We start from the raw sequence: 16,295 nt of genomic DNA, 5'->3' as shown, positions 1-16,295 counted from the left end.
ACCCAATCCCCATACAGGAAAAACATCATGACTATTAAAGCCATCAACGTTCGTAACCAATTCCGCGGCACCATCAAGGAAATCGTCACCGGTGACGTACTGTCGGAAATCGACGTACAGACCGCATCCGGCATCGTGACTTCGGTCATCACCACCCGCTCGGTAAAAGAGCTGGAGCTGGTGGTCGGCAGCGAAGTAATCGCCTTCGTGAAGTCCACCGAGGTTTCCATCGCCAAGCTGTAACCGATGGGCAAAACACAACCCCGGAAGGTGACGGCCTTTCGGGGTTTTTTTATTGAAATAGACACGACCTGTAGGAGCGCGCTTGCCCGCGATAGCGTTAGATCAGGCGATAATTTTCCGACTGATCCACCGCTATCGCGGGCAAGCGCGCTCCTACATTATCAGGGTGTGCCCGACGAAACTCAGTTTCTACATAACGGGGTGGGGTATAAAACCTAGTAGTTTTGCTAGGTATACAGGGTTGTGATTTTGTCCGATGCTTTGGGGCAGGCTTCGTCTCAAGGTCGCTTCGCCATGGCTTCTTCATCACAAGCTGTGCTGTGTCGTTATCACTATGACCCGCTGGATCGGCTCGCCGGAACGATTGCGTCGGACTTGACCAATACGCAACTCTTCTTCCAGCAAAATCGCCTGGCTACGGAAATACATGGCGCCGTACAGCGAACCATCGTTCAGCACGAAGATCAGCTACTGGCCCAGCAGCAACGCCTTGGCTCATCGAGTGAAACGACGCTGCTGGCAACCGATCAACAGCGCTCGGTGCTTCACCTGGTAGATAACGCTGAAGTTCATTCGCTGGCCTACAACCCCTATGGGCATCACCCGGCAGAAAGCGGCTTAACCAGTTTGCTGGGTTTTAATGGCGAACATCGCGATCTGGTTACTGGGCATTATTTGCTGGGCAATGGTTATCGTGCTTTTAATCCTGTGTTGATGCGGTTTAACAGCCCGGATAGTTTGAGCCCGTTTGATGAGGGTGGGATTAATGCTTATGCGTATTGTGAGGGGGATCCGGTTAATTTTGGAGATGAGACAGGGCATATTACTGGCGTGCTATGGCGCGGGCTCGCGAGGGTGGGTATTTTTAAATTCCTTCTGAAACGACCAATTCCGCTGATCGGAACGCTAAGGCGTCCAAACTATTTACTAAACTATCAGAAGGGCTCGACTGCGTCAGTCAATGTAGTAAAGGCGCCTCCGGAGAGTTCTCATACATCCTCAATATCAAGAGCACCACCCCCATCCACTTCTCGGTTAGAAGTCGTTACTTCGGCTGGGGCTAATTCGATGAGTCCGGGAATTTTGTCGCCAAAACGCCGTCATGATGCGTGGGAACGCTTAACTAATAACCTGCGTCGTGACTCGAGTTCTCCCGGACAACCTGCGGTAGCGCGCTTTGAAGCGCAGCGTGTGAGGCTGCACGACATTGTCTATGACAGTCGCATATTAAAAAAGCATTACCAGACGGCTCTGTTAAATAATGTAAATCCGGAGAAGTATATCCAGTACATTCAAAAAGCTGTTCGGTATACAAGGTTGGAGAAAAAATACACTAAGAGGGCGCAAGTTTTTTTGAGGAATGCTGAAGCCGCAGCTCGCGTTCGCGCATCAACCTAAAGGACGGCACCCGGCTGTTTACCCCTGAAGTCTCTTCCCCAAAAACACCGGCAAATACAACCCCATATAAGCATCAAACACCCGCATCCCTTCCTCGGCCATGCGTGGCGTAATCTCATCATGCAGTTGCATCGAGCGCGCATAAACCCGGTCACTTAATTCCATGGCCAAGGCAAACACATCGACGTCGTCGGGCAGGGCCGGGAGCTGGAAGTGTCGGTCGAAGACTTCGTGCATCAGGTGGCCCAGTTCGATGTCGTGCTGGCGGTCGGCCTGGGTGATTTCGGTCAGGCCGTGCTGGGCGAGGATCAGTTGGCGGGCGGCGGGGTCGGCGTTGTAGAGGGCCAGCATGCGTTGCTCGACTATCCGGGAAAGGTCACGCCAGGTGTTCAGCGAATCATGGTCGATGGGCGCTTGCAGGCTGGCGCGGAAGGCCGCGTGGATGTCGGCGGTCAAGGCTTCGAGCAAGGCCGGGACGCTGGCGAAGAAGTGATACACCGAGGATGGAGGGATCTGCGCCCGTTCGGCCACGCTGTAAATCGACAGACTCGCCACGCCCTCATTGGCAAGCAGCTCGCGGGCAGCATCGAGGATCGAGTCGATCCGGGCCTGGCTGCGCGCGCGGGGTTTGCGGGGTGTGGCGGGGCGGGTCATGGGGATTCTCGTGGGCGGGGCTGAAGGAGATTGTACAGGTGAGCTGGCTTTGTTAATGAACTCACTTTGCAATGCATTCCCCGTGGGAGCGAGCTTGCTCGCGAAGAGGACTTTACATCCGAAACAATTATGTAGCCTGATACATCGCCTTCGCGAGCAAGCTCGCTCCCACAAATGAATCTTTGCGCAGGCAAAAAAACGCCGCACAACCTTTCGGCTCTGCGGCGTCTTTTGTGCTGCAACACCGGTTAAACGGTATGCAGATACCAGTTGTACTCAAGGTCAGAGATGGAGTGTTCGAACTCTTCCAGCTCACTTTCCTTACAGGCGACAAAGATATCGATGTATTTCGGATCGATGTACTTGGCCATCACTTCGCTGTCGTCCAGCTCGCGCAGTGCATCGCGCAGGTTGTTCGGCAGGCTTTGTTCGTTCTGCTCGTAAGAGTTACCCGACACCGGAGCGCCCGGTTCGATCTTGTTGGTCAGGCCGTGATGCACGCCTGCCAGGACCGAAGCCATCAGCAGATACGGGTTGGCATCGGCACCCGCCACCCGGTGCTCGATACGCACGGCGTCAGCAGAACCGGTCGGTACGCGCACGGCAACAGTGCGGTTGTCCAGGCCCCAGCTTGGGGAGTTGGGTACGTAGAACTGAGCACCGAACCGACGGTACGAGTTGACGTTCGGGCAAAGGAACGCCATCTGCGCCGGTAGGGTCTCGAGCACACCGCCGATGGCATGACGTAACGCGGCGTTCTGCTCGGGATCCTCGCTGGTGAAGATGTTCTTGCCATCGCGATCGAGGATCGAAATGTGGACGTGCAAACCATTGCCTGCCTGGCCCGGGTAAGGCTTGGCCATGAAGGTGGTGTCCATTTCATGGTCGTAGGCGATGTTCTTGATCAGGCGCTTGAGCAGTACCGCGTAATCGCACGCTTTGATCGGGTCGGCAACGTGGTGCAGGTTGACTTCAAACTGAGCCGGAGCACTTTCCTTGACGATGGCGTCAGCAGGAATTCCTTGCTCCTTGGCACCTTCCAGAATGTCCTGGAGGCAGTCGACGTATTCGTCGAGGTCGTCGATCAGGTAGACCTGTGTCGAGTGCGGACGTTTGCCGGAAATCGGCGAGCGCGGTGGTTGCGGACGGCCATTCACATTCTCCTGATCGATCAGGTAGAACTCCAGCTCGAACGCTGCGCAAATGGTCAGGCCCATCTCATCGAACTTGGACACTACCTGGCGCAGAACTTCACGCGGGTCAGCGAAAAACGGATCGCCTTCCAGTTCGTGCATGGTCATCAACAGCTGCGCGGTAGGGCGCTTCTGCCAAGGCTCGTTGCACAGGGTATCGGGGATTGGATAACAGATTCGGTCAGCATCACCGATGTCCAGACCCAGGCCGGTGCTTTCCACCGTCGAGCCATTGATATCCAGAGCAAATAAAGAGGCAGGCAGATTGATGCCCTTCTCGTAAACCTTATGGAGGCTGGTGCGTTCAATGCGCTTGCCGCGCACCACACCATTCATATCTGCAATCAGAAGGTCAACGTACAGAACCTCAGGATGTTCCTTAAGGAACGCGTTCGCTTCGTTAAGCTGAACGGCACGCGGGGGTACCGACATGATGCAACACCTTTGTTGTTAAAAATATCAATCATCGAGCATTACGGGATTCAGTCAATCCGAAAGCCATGCTGAAGTCAAGGGAGCCACTCATTGCCCTCAAAAGGCGCAAAATGGCCATTTTTGCCGCAATAAAGGGCAGGTATTCAACCGTGGAAGGCTTCAGAAACCGAGGCCTGTGAGCGCTTTGTTAGCCCTGTGCTGTATTTTTTACGGCACAGTTGTAGAAAAAAATGAACAAGGCTAAGCTCGATTCAACCCAGAACACCCATAACACGGGGGTCCCATGTCACGTCTGCCCTTGATTGGCGTTACCGCCTGCACCAAGCAGATCGGTCCTCATGGTTATCATGTCAGTGGCGACAAATATGTCCGTGCGGTAGCTGTGGTTGCCAAAGGCTTGCCGCTGATTCTGCCTTCGCTTGGACCCTTGCTCGACCCTGCCGATATTCTTGCCAGCCTTGATGGGCTGCTGTTCACCGGTTCGCCTTCCAATATCGAACCCTACCACTATAGTGGCCCTGCCAGCGCGCCGGGTACTGCTCATGATCCCGAACGCGACCGCACCACCTTACCGCTAATTCGTGCTGCCGTGGCCGCTGGTGTTCCGGTTTTGGGCATTTGCCGCGGTTTTCAGGAGATGAATGTGGCGTTTGGAGGCAGTTTGCATCAGCGCGTTCATGAAACCGGAACCTTCATGGATCATCGTGAACCGGATAATGAGCCGGTAGAAGTGCAATATGCGCCCAGCCATGCCATGCACGTTCAGCCCGACGGTGTTTTGGCCGGGCTGGGGCTGGCCAGCGAGATTTGTGTCAATTCAATTCACGGACAGGGAATCGAGCGTTTAGCGCCCGGCCTGCGCGTGGAAGCCACGGCACCGGACGGCCTGATCGAGGCGGTGTCGGTGGAGGGCAGTACGGCGTTTGCCCTGGGTGTGCAATGGCACCCTGAGTGGCAAGTCAGCGCAAATCCGGATTACCTTGCTATCTTTCAAGCGTTTGGCGATGCCTGCCGAAAGCGCTCATTACAACGCGACGCCGATGCGTCAGCCAACCCCTGATTCGCAATCAGGACCAAGACCACCTGAGGTATTTATGAGTACCAACCTCGACCAGCTCACCGATTGGTTGAAAGAACACAAGATCACCGAAGTCGAATGCATGATTGCAGACCTCACCGGTATCACCCGCGGCAAAATTTCACCCACTAACAAATTCATTGCCGAGAAGGGCATGCGCTTGCCGGAGAGCGTACTGCTGCAGACGGTGACCGGTGACTACGTCGAAGACGACATCTATTACGAGCTGCTGGACCCGGCGGACATCGACATGTTCTGTCGCCCGGACGCCAATGCCGTTTATGTCGTGCCATGGGCCATCGAGCCCACCGCGCAGGTGATCCACGATACCTATGACAAGCAAGGCAACCCCATTGAGCTGTCGCCGCGCAACGTACTCAAGAAAGTCCTGAAACTGTATGCCGACCATGGCTGGCAGCCAATTGTTGCGCCGGAAATGGAGTTTTACCTCACCAAGCGCAGCGACGACCCTGACTATCCGTTGCAGCCGCCGGTTGGTCGCTCGGGACGCCCTGAAACGGGTCGTCAGTCGTTCTCTATTGAGGCGGCTAACGAATTCGATCCGCTGTTCGAAGACGTCTACGACTGGTGCGAACTGCAAAACCTCGACCTCGATACGCTGATCCACGAAGACGGCACGGCGCAGATGGAAATCAACTTCCGTCACGGTGATGCGTTGTCCCTGGCCGACCAGATTCTGGTGTTCAAACGCACCATGCGCGAAGCCGCGCTCAAGCATGACGTGGCCGCCACGTTCATGGCCAAGCCGATGACGGGCGAGCCGGGCAGTGCCATGCACCTGCATCAGAGCATTATCGATATCGAGACCGGCAAGAACATTTTCTCCAACCCAGACGGCACCATGAGCGAGCTGTTTTTGCAGCACATTGGCGGCTTGCAGAAACTGATCCCCGAGCTGTTGCCGCTGTTCGCGCCTAACGTCAACTCGTTCCGCCGCTTCCTGCCGGACACCTCGGCACCGGTAAACGTCGAGTGGGGCGAAGAGAATCGCACTGTTGGGCTGCGCGTACCGGATGCCGGGCCGCAGAACCGTCGTGTGGAAAACCGCTTGCCGGGCGCTGACGCCAACCCGTATCTGGCCATCGCTGCGAGCCTGCTGTGTGGCTTTATCGGCATGGTCGAGCACATCAACCCGAGCGCGCCTGTTGTGGGTCGTGGTTACGAGCGACGCAACCTGCGTTTGCCGCTGACCATTGAAGATGCGTTGGAGCGGATGGAGAACAGCAAGACCGTCGAGAAGTACCTGGGTGAGAAGTTCATCAAGGGTTACGTCGCGGTCAAACGTGCCGAGCATGAGAATTTCAAGCGCGTGATCAGCTCGTGGGAGCGGGAGTTTTTGCTGTTCGCGGTTTGATGTGAACGCATCGGTGTAGCGATATAGATCCTGTGGGACCGGATTTATCCGGGAAGAGGTCAGTACATTCACAGCATTTTCGTCGTTAGAAATGCCGTCTTCCCGGATAAATCCGGTCCCACCGGTCCGGTGCTCACCGCGCGATTGCTCGGTATCAGAAGTGCCAAAGCCTATGGAGTTGTGTATGAGTTCCAAGAATCCCAAGACTCGCGAATGGCAAGCGCTTAGCAGCGAGCATCACCTGGCGCCATTCAGCGACTACAAACAGCTTAAAGAAGTCGGCCCGCGCATCATCACTCGTTCCAGCGGTGTATATCTGTGGGACAGCGAGGGCCACAAGATCCTTGATGGCATGTCTGGCCTGTGGTGTGTCGCCATCGGTTATGGTCGCGAAGAACTGGCCGATGCAGCCGCCAAGCAGATGCGCGAGTTGCCTTACTACAACCTGTTCTTCATGACCGCTCACCCGCCGGTGCTGGAGCTGGCCAAAGTCATCTCTGAAATCGCGCCTGAAGGCATGAATCACGTGTTCTTCACCGGCTCAGGTTCCGAAGGCAATGACACCATGTTGCGCATGGTCCGCCACTATTGGGCGATCAAGGGCCAGCCGAACAAGAAAACCATCATCAGCCGGGTCAACGGCTATCACGGCTCAACCGTGGCAGGCGCGAGCCTGGGTGGCATGACGTACATGCATGAGCAAGGCGACTTGCCGATTCCGGGCATCGTGCACATTCCTCAGCCTTACTGGTTTGGCGAAGGCGGTGACATGACGCCGGACGAGTTCGGCATCTGGGCCGCCGAACAGCTGGAGAATAAAATTCTCGAACTGGGCGTGGACAACGTCGGCGCGTTCATCGCCGAGCCGATCCAGGGTGCGGGCGGCGTGATCGTGCCGCCAGACAGCTACTGGCCGAAGATCAAAGAGATCCTCGACAAGTACGACATCCTGTTCGTCGCCGACGAAGTGATCTGTGGCTTTGGCCGCACGGGTGAGTGGTTCGGTAGCGATTTCTACGGCCTCAAGCCGGACATGATGACCATCGCCAAAGGCCTGACCTCGGGTTACATCCCTATGGGCGGCCTGATCGTGCGCGATGAAGTGGTCGCCGTGCTCAACGAGGGTGGCGACTTTAACCACGGCTTTACCTATTCCGGGCATCCGGTGGCGGCCGCCGTGGCGCTGGAGAACATTCGCATCCTGCGTGAAGAGCGAATCGTCGAACGCGTGAAAGCCGAAACGGCACCATACTTGCAGAAATGTCTACGTGAGTTGAGCGATCATCCGCTGGTGGGTGAAGTCCGTGGTGTCGGCCTGTTGGGCGCCATTGAACTGGTCAAGGACAAGGCGACACGCGAGCGTTACACAGGCAAAGGCGCGGGCATGATTTGTCGAACCTTCTGCTTCGAGAATGGCCTGATCATGCGAGCGGTAGGCGACACCATGATCATCGCGCCGCCGTTGGTGATCAGCTTTGCGGAGATTGACGAGTTGATCGAGAAAGCCCGCAAGTGTCTGGATCTCACGTTGGCGCAGTTGCAGGGTAAGCAATTGTGAGACCTGCTCCCACAGGGATAATGACAGGCTTGAAAGCGTGCCCCGTAACTTGCCAGACTAATGGCTAGAAGCCGCCACCTAATAACACTGGAGCTGTATAAATGAAAAAATTTGGCAAGACTCTCCTCGCCCTGTCCCTGATGGGCGTCGTGGCCGCCGCTGCGCAAGCCGATGACAAAGTGCTGCACGTGTACAACTGGTCCGACTACATTGCGCCGGACACCATCTCCAAATTCGAAAAACAGTCGGGCATCAAAGTCGTCTACGACGTGTTCGACAGCAACGAAACCCTGGAAGCCAAATTGCTCGCGGGCAAGTCCGGTTACGACATCGTCGTGCCGTCGAACAACTTCCTCGCCAAGCAGATCAAGGCCGGGGTTTATCAGGAGCTGGACAAGTCCAAGCTGCCTAACTACAAAAACCTCAACACCGACCTGCTCAAGGCCGTGTCGGTCAGTGACCCGGGCAACAAGCACGCCTTCCCGTACATGTGGGGCTCGATCGGCATCGGCTTCAACCCGGACAAGGTCAAGGCCGCGCTGGGTGCTGATGCACCGACCAATACCTGGGACCTGCTGTTCAAGCCAGAGAACGCTGCCAAGCTGAAATCCTGTGGCATCAGCTTCCTCGATTCGCCAACCGAAATGCTGCCAATTGCCCTGCATTATCTGGGCTACCCGACCGACAGCCAGGACAAGAAGCAACTGGCCGAAGCCGAAGCCCTGTTCATGAAGATTCGCCCATCGATTGGTTACTTCCACTCGTCCAAGTACATCTCCGACCTGGCCAACGGCAACATCTGCGTAGCCGTGGGTTACTCGGGCGACATCTACCAGGCCAAATCCCGTGCTGAAGAAGCCGGTGGCAAGGTCAAGGTCAGCTACAACATTCCGAAAGAAGGCGCTGGCAGCTTCTATGACATGGTCGCCATCCCTAAAGACGCAGAAAACGTCGAAGGCGCCTACAAGTTCATGAACTTCCTGATGCAGCCGGAAATCATGGCTGAAATCACCAACGAAGTGCATTTCCCGAACGGCAACGCTGCATCGACTCCACTGGTCAATAAAGACATCACCAGTGACCCGGGCGTTTACCCGCCAGCTGACGTGTTGGCCAAGCTTTACGCTATTGCTGACTTGCCAGCAGCGACGCAGCGGATCATGACCCGCAGCTGGACCAAGATTAAATCGGGTAAATAACCCGAGTTGATCGCCGAGAGCTAAATCTGTGGGAGCGAATTCATTCGCGAAAGGGTCGGTACATCCAACGCATTGTTTTGTCTGGAATGCCGTCATCGCCGAATGAATTCGCTCCCATCGGTCCGAGGCCACTCAGACTCAACCCGTTGTCACATAAAGTTTTTTTGCGATACGCAGTCAACAACGGTAAGTTGCGCCCCCCTGATTTTTCCGACACGGGCACCAGACCCCACCTCACAAAAGGATTGTTCACGTGTCTATTTCTCTCATCGCCAAATCCATGCTTGCTGCGGCCACGCTGACACTGACTGTCGGTGCCCAGGCCGCGTCAACGGTGCATATTTATAACTGGTCAGATTACATCGGCACGACGACCCTCGAAGACTTCGAGAAGACCACCGGCATCAAGCCGATGTACGACGTGTTCGATTCCAACGAAACCCTGGAAGCCAAGCTGCTGGCGGGCCGTACCGGTTATGACGTAGTCGTGCCGTCCAATCACTTCCTCGGCAAACAAATCAAGGCTGGCGCGTTCCAGAAGCTCGACAAGAGCCAGCTGCCCAACTACAAGAACCTCGACCCTGCGCTGCTCAAGCGTCTGGAAAAAAACGACCCGGGTAACCAGTACGCCGTGCCGTATCTGTGGGGCACCAACGGTATCGGTTACAACGTTGAGAAAGTAAAAGCGGCACTGGGCGTCGACAAGATTGATTCCTGGGCTGTGCTGTTCGAACCAGAAAACATCAAGAAGCTGCAAAGCTGCGGCGTAGCAATGCTCGACTCTGCCGATGAAATGCTCCCGGCCATGCTTAACTACATGGGCCTGAATCCCAACAGCACCGATGAAGCTGACTACAAAAAGGCCGAAGCCAAACTCATGGCAATTCGTCCTTACGTGACCTACTTCCACTCCTCGAAATACATCACCGACCTGGCCAATGGCGACATCTGCGTTGCCGCCGGCTTCTCGGGTGATGTATTCCAGGCCAAGGCCCGGGCGGAAGAAGCCGGCAAGGGCGTGAACATCGCCTACAGCATCCCGAAAGAGGGCGGCAACCTGTGGTTCGATATGCTGGCCATCCCGGCCGATGCCAAGAACACCAAGCAAGCTCACGCGTTCATCAATTACCTGCTTGATCCAGCTGTGATCGCCAAGGTCAGCGACCAGGTGGGTTATGCCAACCCGAACCCTGCGTCGGACGCTTTGATGGATCAGGACATTCGCACCGACGAGGCGGTCTATCCGCCCAAGGATGTGCAGGAGCGCTTGTACGTCAACTCCGAGTTGCCGCCGAAGATTCAGCGGGTGATGACCCGCAGCTGGACCCGGATCAAGTCCGGTAAATAAAGACCTCGCGCCCGGCCGCATTGGCCGGGCTGCAAACCAGTTGGGAGTTCCACCCATGGCAGTTGCCTCCGGCGCCTACAAGAAATCAATCGAGGGCGGTCAGCAACCAAAGCAGGTGCTGGTCAAGATCGATCGAGTCACGAAGAAATTCGACGAGACGATTGCCGTGGACGATGTGTCCCTGCAGATCTACAAAGGCGAGATTTTCGCTTTGCTGGGCGGTTCCGGCTCCGGTAAATCCACGCTGCTGCGGATGCTGGCCGGGTTTGAACGGCCTACCGAAGGGCGGATCTATCTCGATGGCGTCGACATTACCGACATGCCGCCGTACGAGCGTCCGATCAACATGATGTTCCAGTCCTACGCGCTGTTCCCGCACATGACCGTGGAGCAGAACATCGCGTTCGGCCTGCAGCAGGACAAGCTGCCCAAGGCGGAAATCACCGCTCGCGTCGAAGAAATGCTCAAGCTGGTGCAGATGACTCAGTACGCGCGCCGCAAGCCCCATCAATTGTCTGGCGGTCAGCGTCAGCGTGTGGCGCTGGCTCGCTCCCTGGCGAAAAAGCCCAAGCTGCTGTTGCTCGATGAGCCCATGGGCGCGCTGGACAAAAAGCTGCGTTCGCAGATGCAACTGGAACTGGTGGAAATCATCGAGCGGGTCGGCGTGACCTGCGTGATGGTGACCCACGACCAGGAAGAAGCCATGACCATGGCCGAACGCATCGCCATCATGCACCTGGGCTGGATCGCGCAGATCGGCAGCCCCATCGACATCTACGAAACCCCGACCAGCCGTCTGGTCTGCGAATTCATCGGTAACGTGAACCTGTTCGAAGGCGAAGTGATTGAGGACATGGAAGGTCATGCCCTGATTCGCAGTCCCGAACTGGAGCGCAATATCTATGTCGGCCACGGCGTGACCACGTCGGTGGAAGACAAGCACATCACCTACGCCCTGCGCCCGGAAAAACTGCTGGTCACCACCGAACAGCCTTCGTTCGAGTACAACTGGTCGCGCGGTAAAGTCCACGACATCGCCTACCTGGGCGGGCATTCGGTGTTCTACGTGCAGTTGCCATGCGGCAAGCTGGTGCAGTCGTTTGTCGCCAACGCTGAGCGTCAGGGCACCCGGCCAACCTGGGGCGATGAAGTGTTTGTCTGGTGGGAAGACGACAGCGGCGTGGTACTGCGCTCATGAAAATACGCAAGATCAAGCGGACGCTGAACCGCATCGTTCCCAATGGCAGGCAGCTGGTTATCGGCGCGCCGTTTCTCTGGCTGTTTCTGTTCTTTGCCTTGCCGTTCCTGATCGTCATCAAGATCAGCTTCGCCGAAGCCGATGTGGCGATCCCGCCGTACACGGAAATCTTCAGCTACGCCGAGCAGAAGTTCGAGGTGATCCTCAACTTCGCCAACTACGCGCTGCTGACTGGCGATGATCTGTACATTTCGGCGTACCTGGGTTCGCTGAAAATGGCTTTCTTCAGCACCTTGTTGTGTCTGTTGATCGGCTTCCCTATGGCTTATGGCATTGCGACGGCGCGCAAGGAACTGCAAACCGTTCTGTTGCTGCTGATCATGATGCCGACCTGGACCGCGATTCTGATCCGGGTTTACGCCTGGATGGGCATCCTCAGCAACAACGGTCTGCTCAATGCCTTTCTGATGTGGCTGGGTTTTATCGATGAGCCGTTGCAGATCCTCAACACCAACCTGGCGGTTTACATTGGCGTTGTCTATTCGTACCTGCCGTTCATGATCCTGCCGCTGTACGCCAACCTGGTGAAACACGATCCCAGCTTGCTGGAAGCCGCGTCCGACCTGGGGTCCAGCACCTTCAACAGCTTCTGGAAAATCACCGTACCGCTGTCCAAGAACGGCGTGATTGCGGGCTGCATGCTGGTGTTCATTCCAGTGGTGGGCGAGTTCGTTATTCCTGAGCTGTTGGGCGGTCCGGAAACCCTGATGATTGGCCGCGTGCTGTGGCAAGAGTTCTTCAATAACCGCGACTGGCCGGTGGCTTCGGCGCTGGCGGTGATCATGCTGTTGATCCTGATCGTACCGATCATCCTGTTTAACCGCAGTCAGGCCAAAGAGCTGGAGGGCAGAGCATGAGAGGCTTTCGATTCTCGAACATGATGCTGGTCCTGGGCCTGCTATTTATTTATGCGCCGATGGTGATTCTGGTCATCTATTCGTTCAACGCCTCCAAGCTGGTGACGGTCTGGGGTGGTTGGTCGGTGCACTGGTATGTGGGGTTGCTGGATAACTCGCAGCTGATGGGTTCGGTAATGCGTTCGCTGGAAATCGCCACCTACACGGCGATTGCCGCGGTGGCGCTGGGCACCATGGCAGCGTTCGTGTTGACCCGCATCACGCGCTTCAAGGGCCGTACGTTTTTCGGCGGGCTGGTGACGGCGCCGCTGGTGATGCCGGAAGTGATTACCGGTCTGTCGCTATTGCTGCTGTTCGTCGCCATGGCGCAGATGATCGGCTGGCCGCAGGAGCGTGGCATCGTCACCATCTGGATCGCCCACACTACGTTCTGCGCGGCTTATGTGGCGGTGGTGGTGTCGGCGCGCTTGCGTGAGCTGGACCTGTCCATCGAAGAGGCCGCCATGGACCTGGGTGCGCGGCCGTGGAAGGTGTTCTTCCTGATCACCATCCCGATGATCGCGCCTTCGCTGGCGGCGGGGGCGATGATGTCCTTTGCCCTGTCTCTGGACGATCTGGTACTCGCCAGCTTCGTCTCCGGCCCTGGCTCGACCACCTTGCCGATGGAAGTGTTCTCCGCCGTGCGTCTGGGCGTGAAGCCTGAAATCAACGCCGTGGCGAGCCTGATTCTGCTGGCGGTTTCGTGTGCGACCTTTCTGGTCTGGTTCTTCTCCCGTCGTGCTGAACAGCAGCGCAGGAAAGCCATCCAGCAAGCCATCGAAGAAAGCGCTGCCGACACCTACAAACAACCCGACCCACGCCGCGCGGCTGCGCCGGTTTAATTGATTGAGGTAATCCCTGTAGGAGCTGCCGAAGGCTGCGAAAGCGTTCTCATGCCAGACCGAGTTCGCAGCCTTCGGCAGCTCCTACAGGACCGCGGTTTATCTGTAGGAATACAGAACCTGTGGGAGCGAATTCATTCGCGAATGCGTAGGTATTGCCAATACAGATGTGTCGCCTGTACCGGCCTCTTCGCGAATGAATTCGCTCCCACAGGGGGGCGCCAATCAGCTACCCGGCATCAACCTCAAGGTGCCTTTGGTGTTTTTCGCCACATCATCTTCGCTCAAATGCTGCGGCACGTAGCCGCCGCTGATGTAGGTCTGTGCCTGATCCGAATAATGCTTGTCGAACAGCACGCCACTCTGCCCGACCGGGTTGATGCCCAGGGCTTGGGCCGGGTCGGCGAAGTCGATCAGGCGGCGGGTCGAGGGGCCGTAGGTCACCGGCCATGGCGCGGGGGCGATGCGGGCGGAGAGGTTGTTCGGCACTTCATGGGTCCCCGGCGCCGCAAATGGGCCGACGTTGAATAGCTGATCCAGCGGCTTCTGCGTGCCTAACGGATGGGCATGGGTCAGGGTATGGGCCTTGCCCCACAGCCATTCATCCGTGTTGAGGCCGTAACTGGATTTCAAATGGGAAACCGTGGCGTGCCAGGCGACCTTTACGGTATCGGCGCGATTCTCTTTAAACGGCGAGTTGCGATTGTTCCACCACGGCGAGTTGGTATCAGCAGCCAACCGGGGTAAGGCAGCGTCAATCACTCGGGTGGACAGCAGCGTCTCGAACAAGGCATCTCCCAACTGATCATGGAAGACTTCTTCGGTAAGGTCGAAAAGGAACTGGTTGAACAGCGTCGCCCCCACGGAATCCACGGCGTAGTCGCCTTTCCAGTCGGCCAGTCGTTCTACCAGGGCTTTTTCCTCAGGATCGCTGATGACCTCACGCAGGACCGGAATCAGCGGCTTGAGTACCCGCGCGGCATAGTCAGTCTGGGTGCCCAGTTGCAGGGCCTTGCTGTTGTCCAGGTCCCACTTCACTGAGGCATCGCTGAGCTGATGGTTCAACTGCTGACCGCGATCAGCCAGGTTGTAATAACCGGGAATGTGCAGGCCGGTGGGCGAAACTGGCTGGAAATTGGCGGAGACGATATAGCCCCGCGCCGGGTTCTCTTCCTGAGGGTTGGCGCTGAAAGGGTAAAAGCCCAGTTTGTCGGCCTGCTCGCTGCTGCCATCGAGGATGAAATTCGGGTTTACCCCCTCAGGTCGAATCGGTAACTGCGCGGCAGCCCACCAACCGATATCACCCTTGGCGTTGGCCCAGACGATATTCAGCCCCGGCGACTGGATCTTCTCGGCCGCGCTGCGCATTTTGTCCAGAGTATCGGCTCGGTTGGCCTCGTAGAAACCTTCCAGAATCGGATTCTCGGACTCAAGAAAAGACCACCACATGGCAACCGGCGTCGTGCCTGCGGTGACGCCGATCACGTCATTCACAATAGGCCCGTGGGGCGAGCTGCGCAGGGTCACTGCCACCGGCTCTTCGCCTTTGACGGCGATCTGCTGCTGGCTGATGGTCATATCAACCCATTGCCCGTGATACCAGACCTGATTGGGATTCTCGGGGTTGGTCTTCTCGGCGATCAGGTCCAGATCGTCGTTCTGGAACATGGTCAGGCCCCAGCCGAAATCCATGTTGTTACCCAGTGAGGCGAATGGGTTGAGCGGCTGATGATGGCCGTACAGCTCAAAACCCGGCGCAGACAAATGGGCTTCGTACCAGATGGCGGGAACTGAAAAACGAATGTGCGGATCACCCGCCAACAAAGGCTTGCCGCTTTTGGTCCGGCTGCCGGAAACCGCCCAGGCGTTGCTGCCTTCGAACTGTGGCAAGCCAGCCTGTTCCAGTGCCTGATTGCTCAGGTAGGCCAGTTGATTGAGGCTCTTCCAGTCGTTGTTTGAAAGCCGGGTTGGCTGATCGAGAGCACCTTGAGGTTGCCAGTCCAGATCAAAGACTTTCAGATACTCCGGGCCCAGTTCATCACGTACATAAGTCAGCAGCGGTTCGGTGCGAAACGCCGCCGCGAAGCTGTACGCCATATAACCGCCGACGCTCAGCGTATCTTCGGCGGTGAAAGGGCGCTTGGGGATGCCCAGTACGTCGAATTCCAGCGGCTTGGGGTGAGTGGCCTGAAACTGATTGATGCCATCCAGATAAGCTTGCAGCGCTTTCCAGGTCGGAGTGTTTTTATCGTGACGCGCGACGTATGCGTCAGCATGCTCACGAATCCGCAGGCTGCGAAACAGTTTGTCGGTGGCGACCAGCTTCGGACCCAGCACCTCGGCCAGTTCGCCACGGGCCAGACGACGCATCATCTCCATCTGGAACAGACGATCCTGAGCCTGAACATAGCCCAGGGCGCGATACAGATCGGCTTCGTTCTCGGCACGGATATGCGGCACGCCACGTTCGTCGTAACGCACACTGACCGGCGCTTGCAGCCCGGAAAGGCTGACCTGGCCATCACGCAATGGCTGTTTACTGTGCACATACCAGACACCGCCACCGATAAGGATGGCGATGATAAACACCAGGATGGTCAGACTGCGTTTCATACGGCTGCTCGGTCGATGGGCAAAGGAGAGCAGGCTACAGATTTGGTGGGTGATTGAGTAGATGGTGATTTGTGTCTGCTGAAATGCTCTTTCTGTGGGAGCGCTGCTTGCCCGCGATATAGAACCTCGGTCTGTCAGGCATACCGCGCCATCGTTCATCGCGGGCAAGCTGAACTGGTCAAGTAATCACGGACACCGGTTACGG

The 16,295-nt window shown here is 56.8% G+C and carries 13 protein-coding genes; 10 read left to right on the top strand and 3 right to left on the bottom strand.

The annotated features are described in order from the left end of the window. Window positions 1-27: 27 nt before the first annotated feature. Entirely contained in the window at window positions 28-243 is a 216-nt protein-coding gene (locus IV01_RS10385; RefSeq protein ID WP_032629367.1) for a TOBE domain-containing protein, read from the top strand. A 249-nt stretch (window positions 244-492) separates the two neighbouring features. Beyond that, complete coding sequence (locus IV01_RS26370; RefSeq protein WP_418903539.1) at window positions 493-1,641, top strand: RHS repeat-associated core domain-containing protein; 1,149 nt, start codon at window positions 493-495, stop codon at window positions 1,639-1,641. An 18-nt stretch (window positions 1,642-1,659) separates the two neighbouring features. Here the strand turns inward: IV01_RS26370 and IV01_RS10395 are convergent, their stop codons facing one another. Together IV01_RS10395 and IV01_RS10400 are read right to left on the bottom strand one after the other, a co-directional pair. Next, window positions 1,660-2,295: a TetR/AcrR family transcriptional regulator gene (locus IV01_RS10395; protein WP_032629363.1), complete on the bottom strand. Its 636-nt coding sequence runs from the start codon at window positions 2,293-2,295 to the stop codon at window positions 1,660-1,662. Between the two features lie 248 nt (window positions 2,296-2,543). Beyond that, a complete protein-coding gene (locus IV01_RS10400) occupies window positions 2,544-3,920 on the bottom strand; it encodes a glutamine synthetase family protein (protein WP_032629362.1) in 1,377 nt (458 codons plus the stop codon). Between the two features lie 286 nt (window positions 3,921-4,206). Between IV01_RS10400 and IV01_RS10405 the strand changes: the two genes are divergently transcribed. From IV01_RS10405 to IV01_RS10440, 8 genes are all read left to right on the top strand, one after another. Beyond that, complete coding sequence (locus tag IV01_RS10405; protein WP_032629360.1) at window positions 4,207-4,983, top strand: gamma-glutamyl-gamma-aminobutyrate hydrolase family protein; 777 nt, start codon at window positions 4,207-4,209, stop codon at window positions 4,981-4,983. Between the two features lie 34 nt (window positions 4,984-5,017). Next, window positions 5,018-6,376 carry a glutamine synthetase family protein gene (locus tag IV01_RS10410; protein WP_032629359.1) on the top strand — a complete coding sequence of 453 codons (1,359 nt, stop codon included), beginning with the start codon at window positions 5,018-5,020 and terminating at the stop codon, window positions 6,374-6,376. Window positions 6,377-6,560: 184 nt separating this feature from the next. Then, complete coding sequence (locus IV01_RS10415) at window positions 6,561-7,934, top strand: aspartate aminotransferase family protein (protein ID WP_032629357.1); 1,374 nt, start codon at window positions 6,561-6,563, stop codon at window positions 7,932-7,934. 101 nt (window positions 7,935-8,035) lie between these two features. Further along, complete coding sequence (locus tag IV01_RS10420) at window positions 8,036-9,133, top strand: polyamine ABC transporter substrate-binding protein (protein ID WP_032629356.1); 1,098 nt, start codon at window positions 8,036-8,038, stop codon at window positions 9,131-9,133. 280 nt (window positions 9,134-9,413) lie between these two features. Next, window positions 9,414-10,481 (top strand): polyamine ABC transporter substrate-binding protein, encoded by a 1,068-nt coding sequence (locus tag IV01_RS10425; protein WP_418903540.1) that lies wholly within the window; start codon window positions 9,414-9,416, stop codon window positions 10,479-10,481. 55 nt (window positions 10,482-10,536) lie between these two features. Then, a complete protein-coding gene (potA, locus tag IV01_RS10430; protein WP_032629354.1) occupies window positions 10,537-11,679 on the top strand; it encodes a polyamine ABC transporter ATP-binding protein in 1,143 nt (380 codons plus the stop codon). Continuing rightward, a complete protein-coding gene (locus IV01_RS10435) occupies window positions 11,676-12,596 on the top strand; it encodes an ABC transporter permease subunit (RefSeq protein ID WP_032629353.1) in 921 nt (306 codons plus the stop codon). The genes potA and IV01_RS10435 overlap by 4 nt, the downstream gene beginning before the upstream one ends. Next, entirely contained in the window at window positions 12,593-13,477 is an 885-nt protein-coding gene (locus tag IV01_RS10440) for an ABC transporter permease subunit (RefSeq protein WP_032629352.1), read from the top strand. The genes IV01_RS10435 and IV01_RS10440 overlap by 4 nt, the downstream gene beginning before the upstream one ends. Before the next feature lie 225 nt (window positions 13,478-13,702). On the opposite strand, the gene IV01_RS10445 is transcribed toward IV01_RS10440, so the two are convergent. Continuing rightward, window positions 13,703-16,090: a penicillin acylase family protein gene (locus IV01_RS10445; protein ID WP_032629351.1), complete on the bottom strand. Its 2,388-nt coding sequence runs from the start codon at window positions 16,088-16,090 to the stop codon at window positions 13,703-13,705. Window positions 16,091-16,295 lie beyond the last annotated feature (205 nt).

The sequence above is a fragment of the Pseudomonas syringae genome (genome assembly GCF_000737245.1).
Classification (GTDB): domain Bacteria; phylum Pseudomonadota; class Gammaproteobacteria; order Pseudomonadales; family Pseudomonadaceae; genus Aquipseudomonas; species Aquipseudomonas syringae_J.
Note: the sequence above shows the minus strand (reverse complement) of the source record. Positions and strands in the feature narration are given on the sequence as shown.

Coding starts and splice junctions, on each gene's coding strand:
- IV01_RS10385 (WP_032629367.1), top strand. CDS start 28: ATGACTATTAAAGCCATCAACGTTCGTAACCAATTCCGCGGCACCATC.
- IV01_RS10395 (WP_032629363.1), bottom strand. CDS start 2,295: ATGACCCGCCCCGCCACACCCCGCAAACCCCGCGCGCGCAGCCAGGCC.
- IV01_RS10400 (WP_032629362.1), bottom strand. CDS start 3,920: ATGTCGGTACCCCCGCGTGCCGTTCAGCTTAACGAAGCGAACGCGTTC.
- IV01_RS10405 (WP_032629360.1), top strand. CDS start 4,207: ATGTCACGTCTGCCCTTGATTGGCGTTACCGCCTGCACCAAGCAGATC.
- IV01_RS10410 (WP_032629359.1), top strand. CDS start 5,018: ATGAGTACCAACCTCGACCAGCTCACCGATTGGTTGAAAGAACACAAG.
- IV01_RS10415 (WP_032629357.1), top strand. CDS start 6,561: ATGAGTTCCAAGAATCCCAAGACTCGCGAATGGCAAGCGCTTAGCAGC.
- IV01_RS10420 (WP_032629356.1), top strand. CDS start 8,036: ATGAAAAAATTTGGCAAGACTCTCCTCGCCCTGTCCCTGATGGGCGTC.
- IV01_RS10425 (WP_418903540.1), top strand. CDS start 9,414: ATGCTTGCTGCGGCCACGCTGACACTGACTGTCGGTGCCCAGGCCGCG.
- potA (WP_032629354.1), top strand. CDS start 10,537: ATGGCAGTTGCCTCCGGCGCCTACAAGAAATCAATCGAGGGCGGTCAG.
- IV01_RS10435 (WP_032629353.1), top strand. CDS start 11,676: ATGAAAATACGCAAGATCAAGCGGACGCTGAACCGCATCGTTCCCAAT.
- IV01_RS10440 (WP_032629352.1), top strand. CDS start 12,593: ATGAGAGGCTTTCGATTCTCGAACATGATGCTGGTCCTGGGCCTGCTA.
- IV01_RS10445 (WP_032629351.1), bottom strand. CDS start 16,090: ATGAAACGCAGTCTGACCATCCTGGTGTTTATCATCGCCATCCTTATC.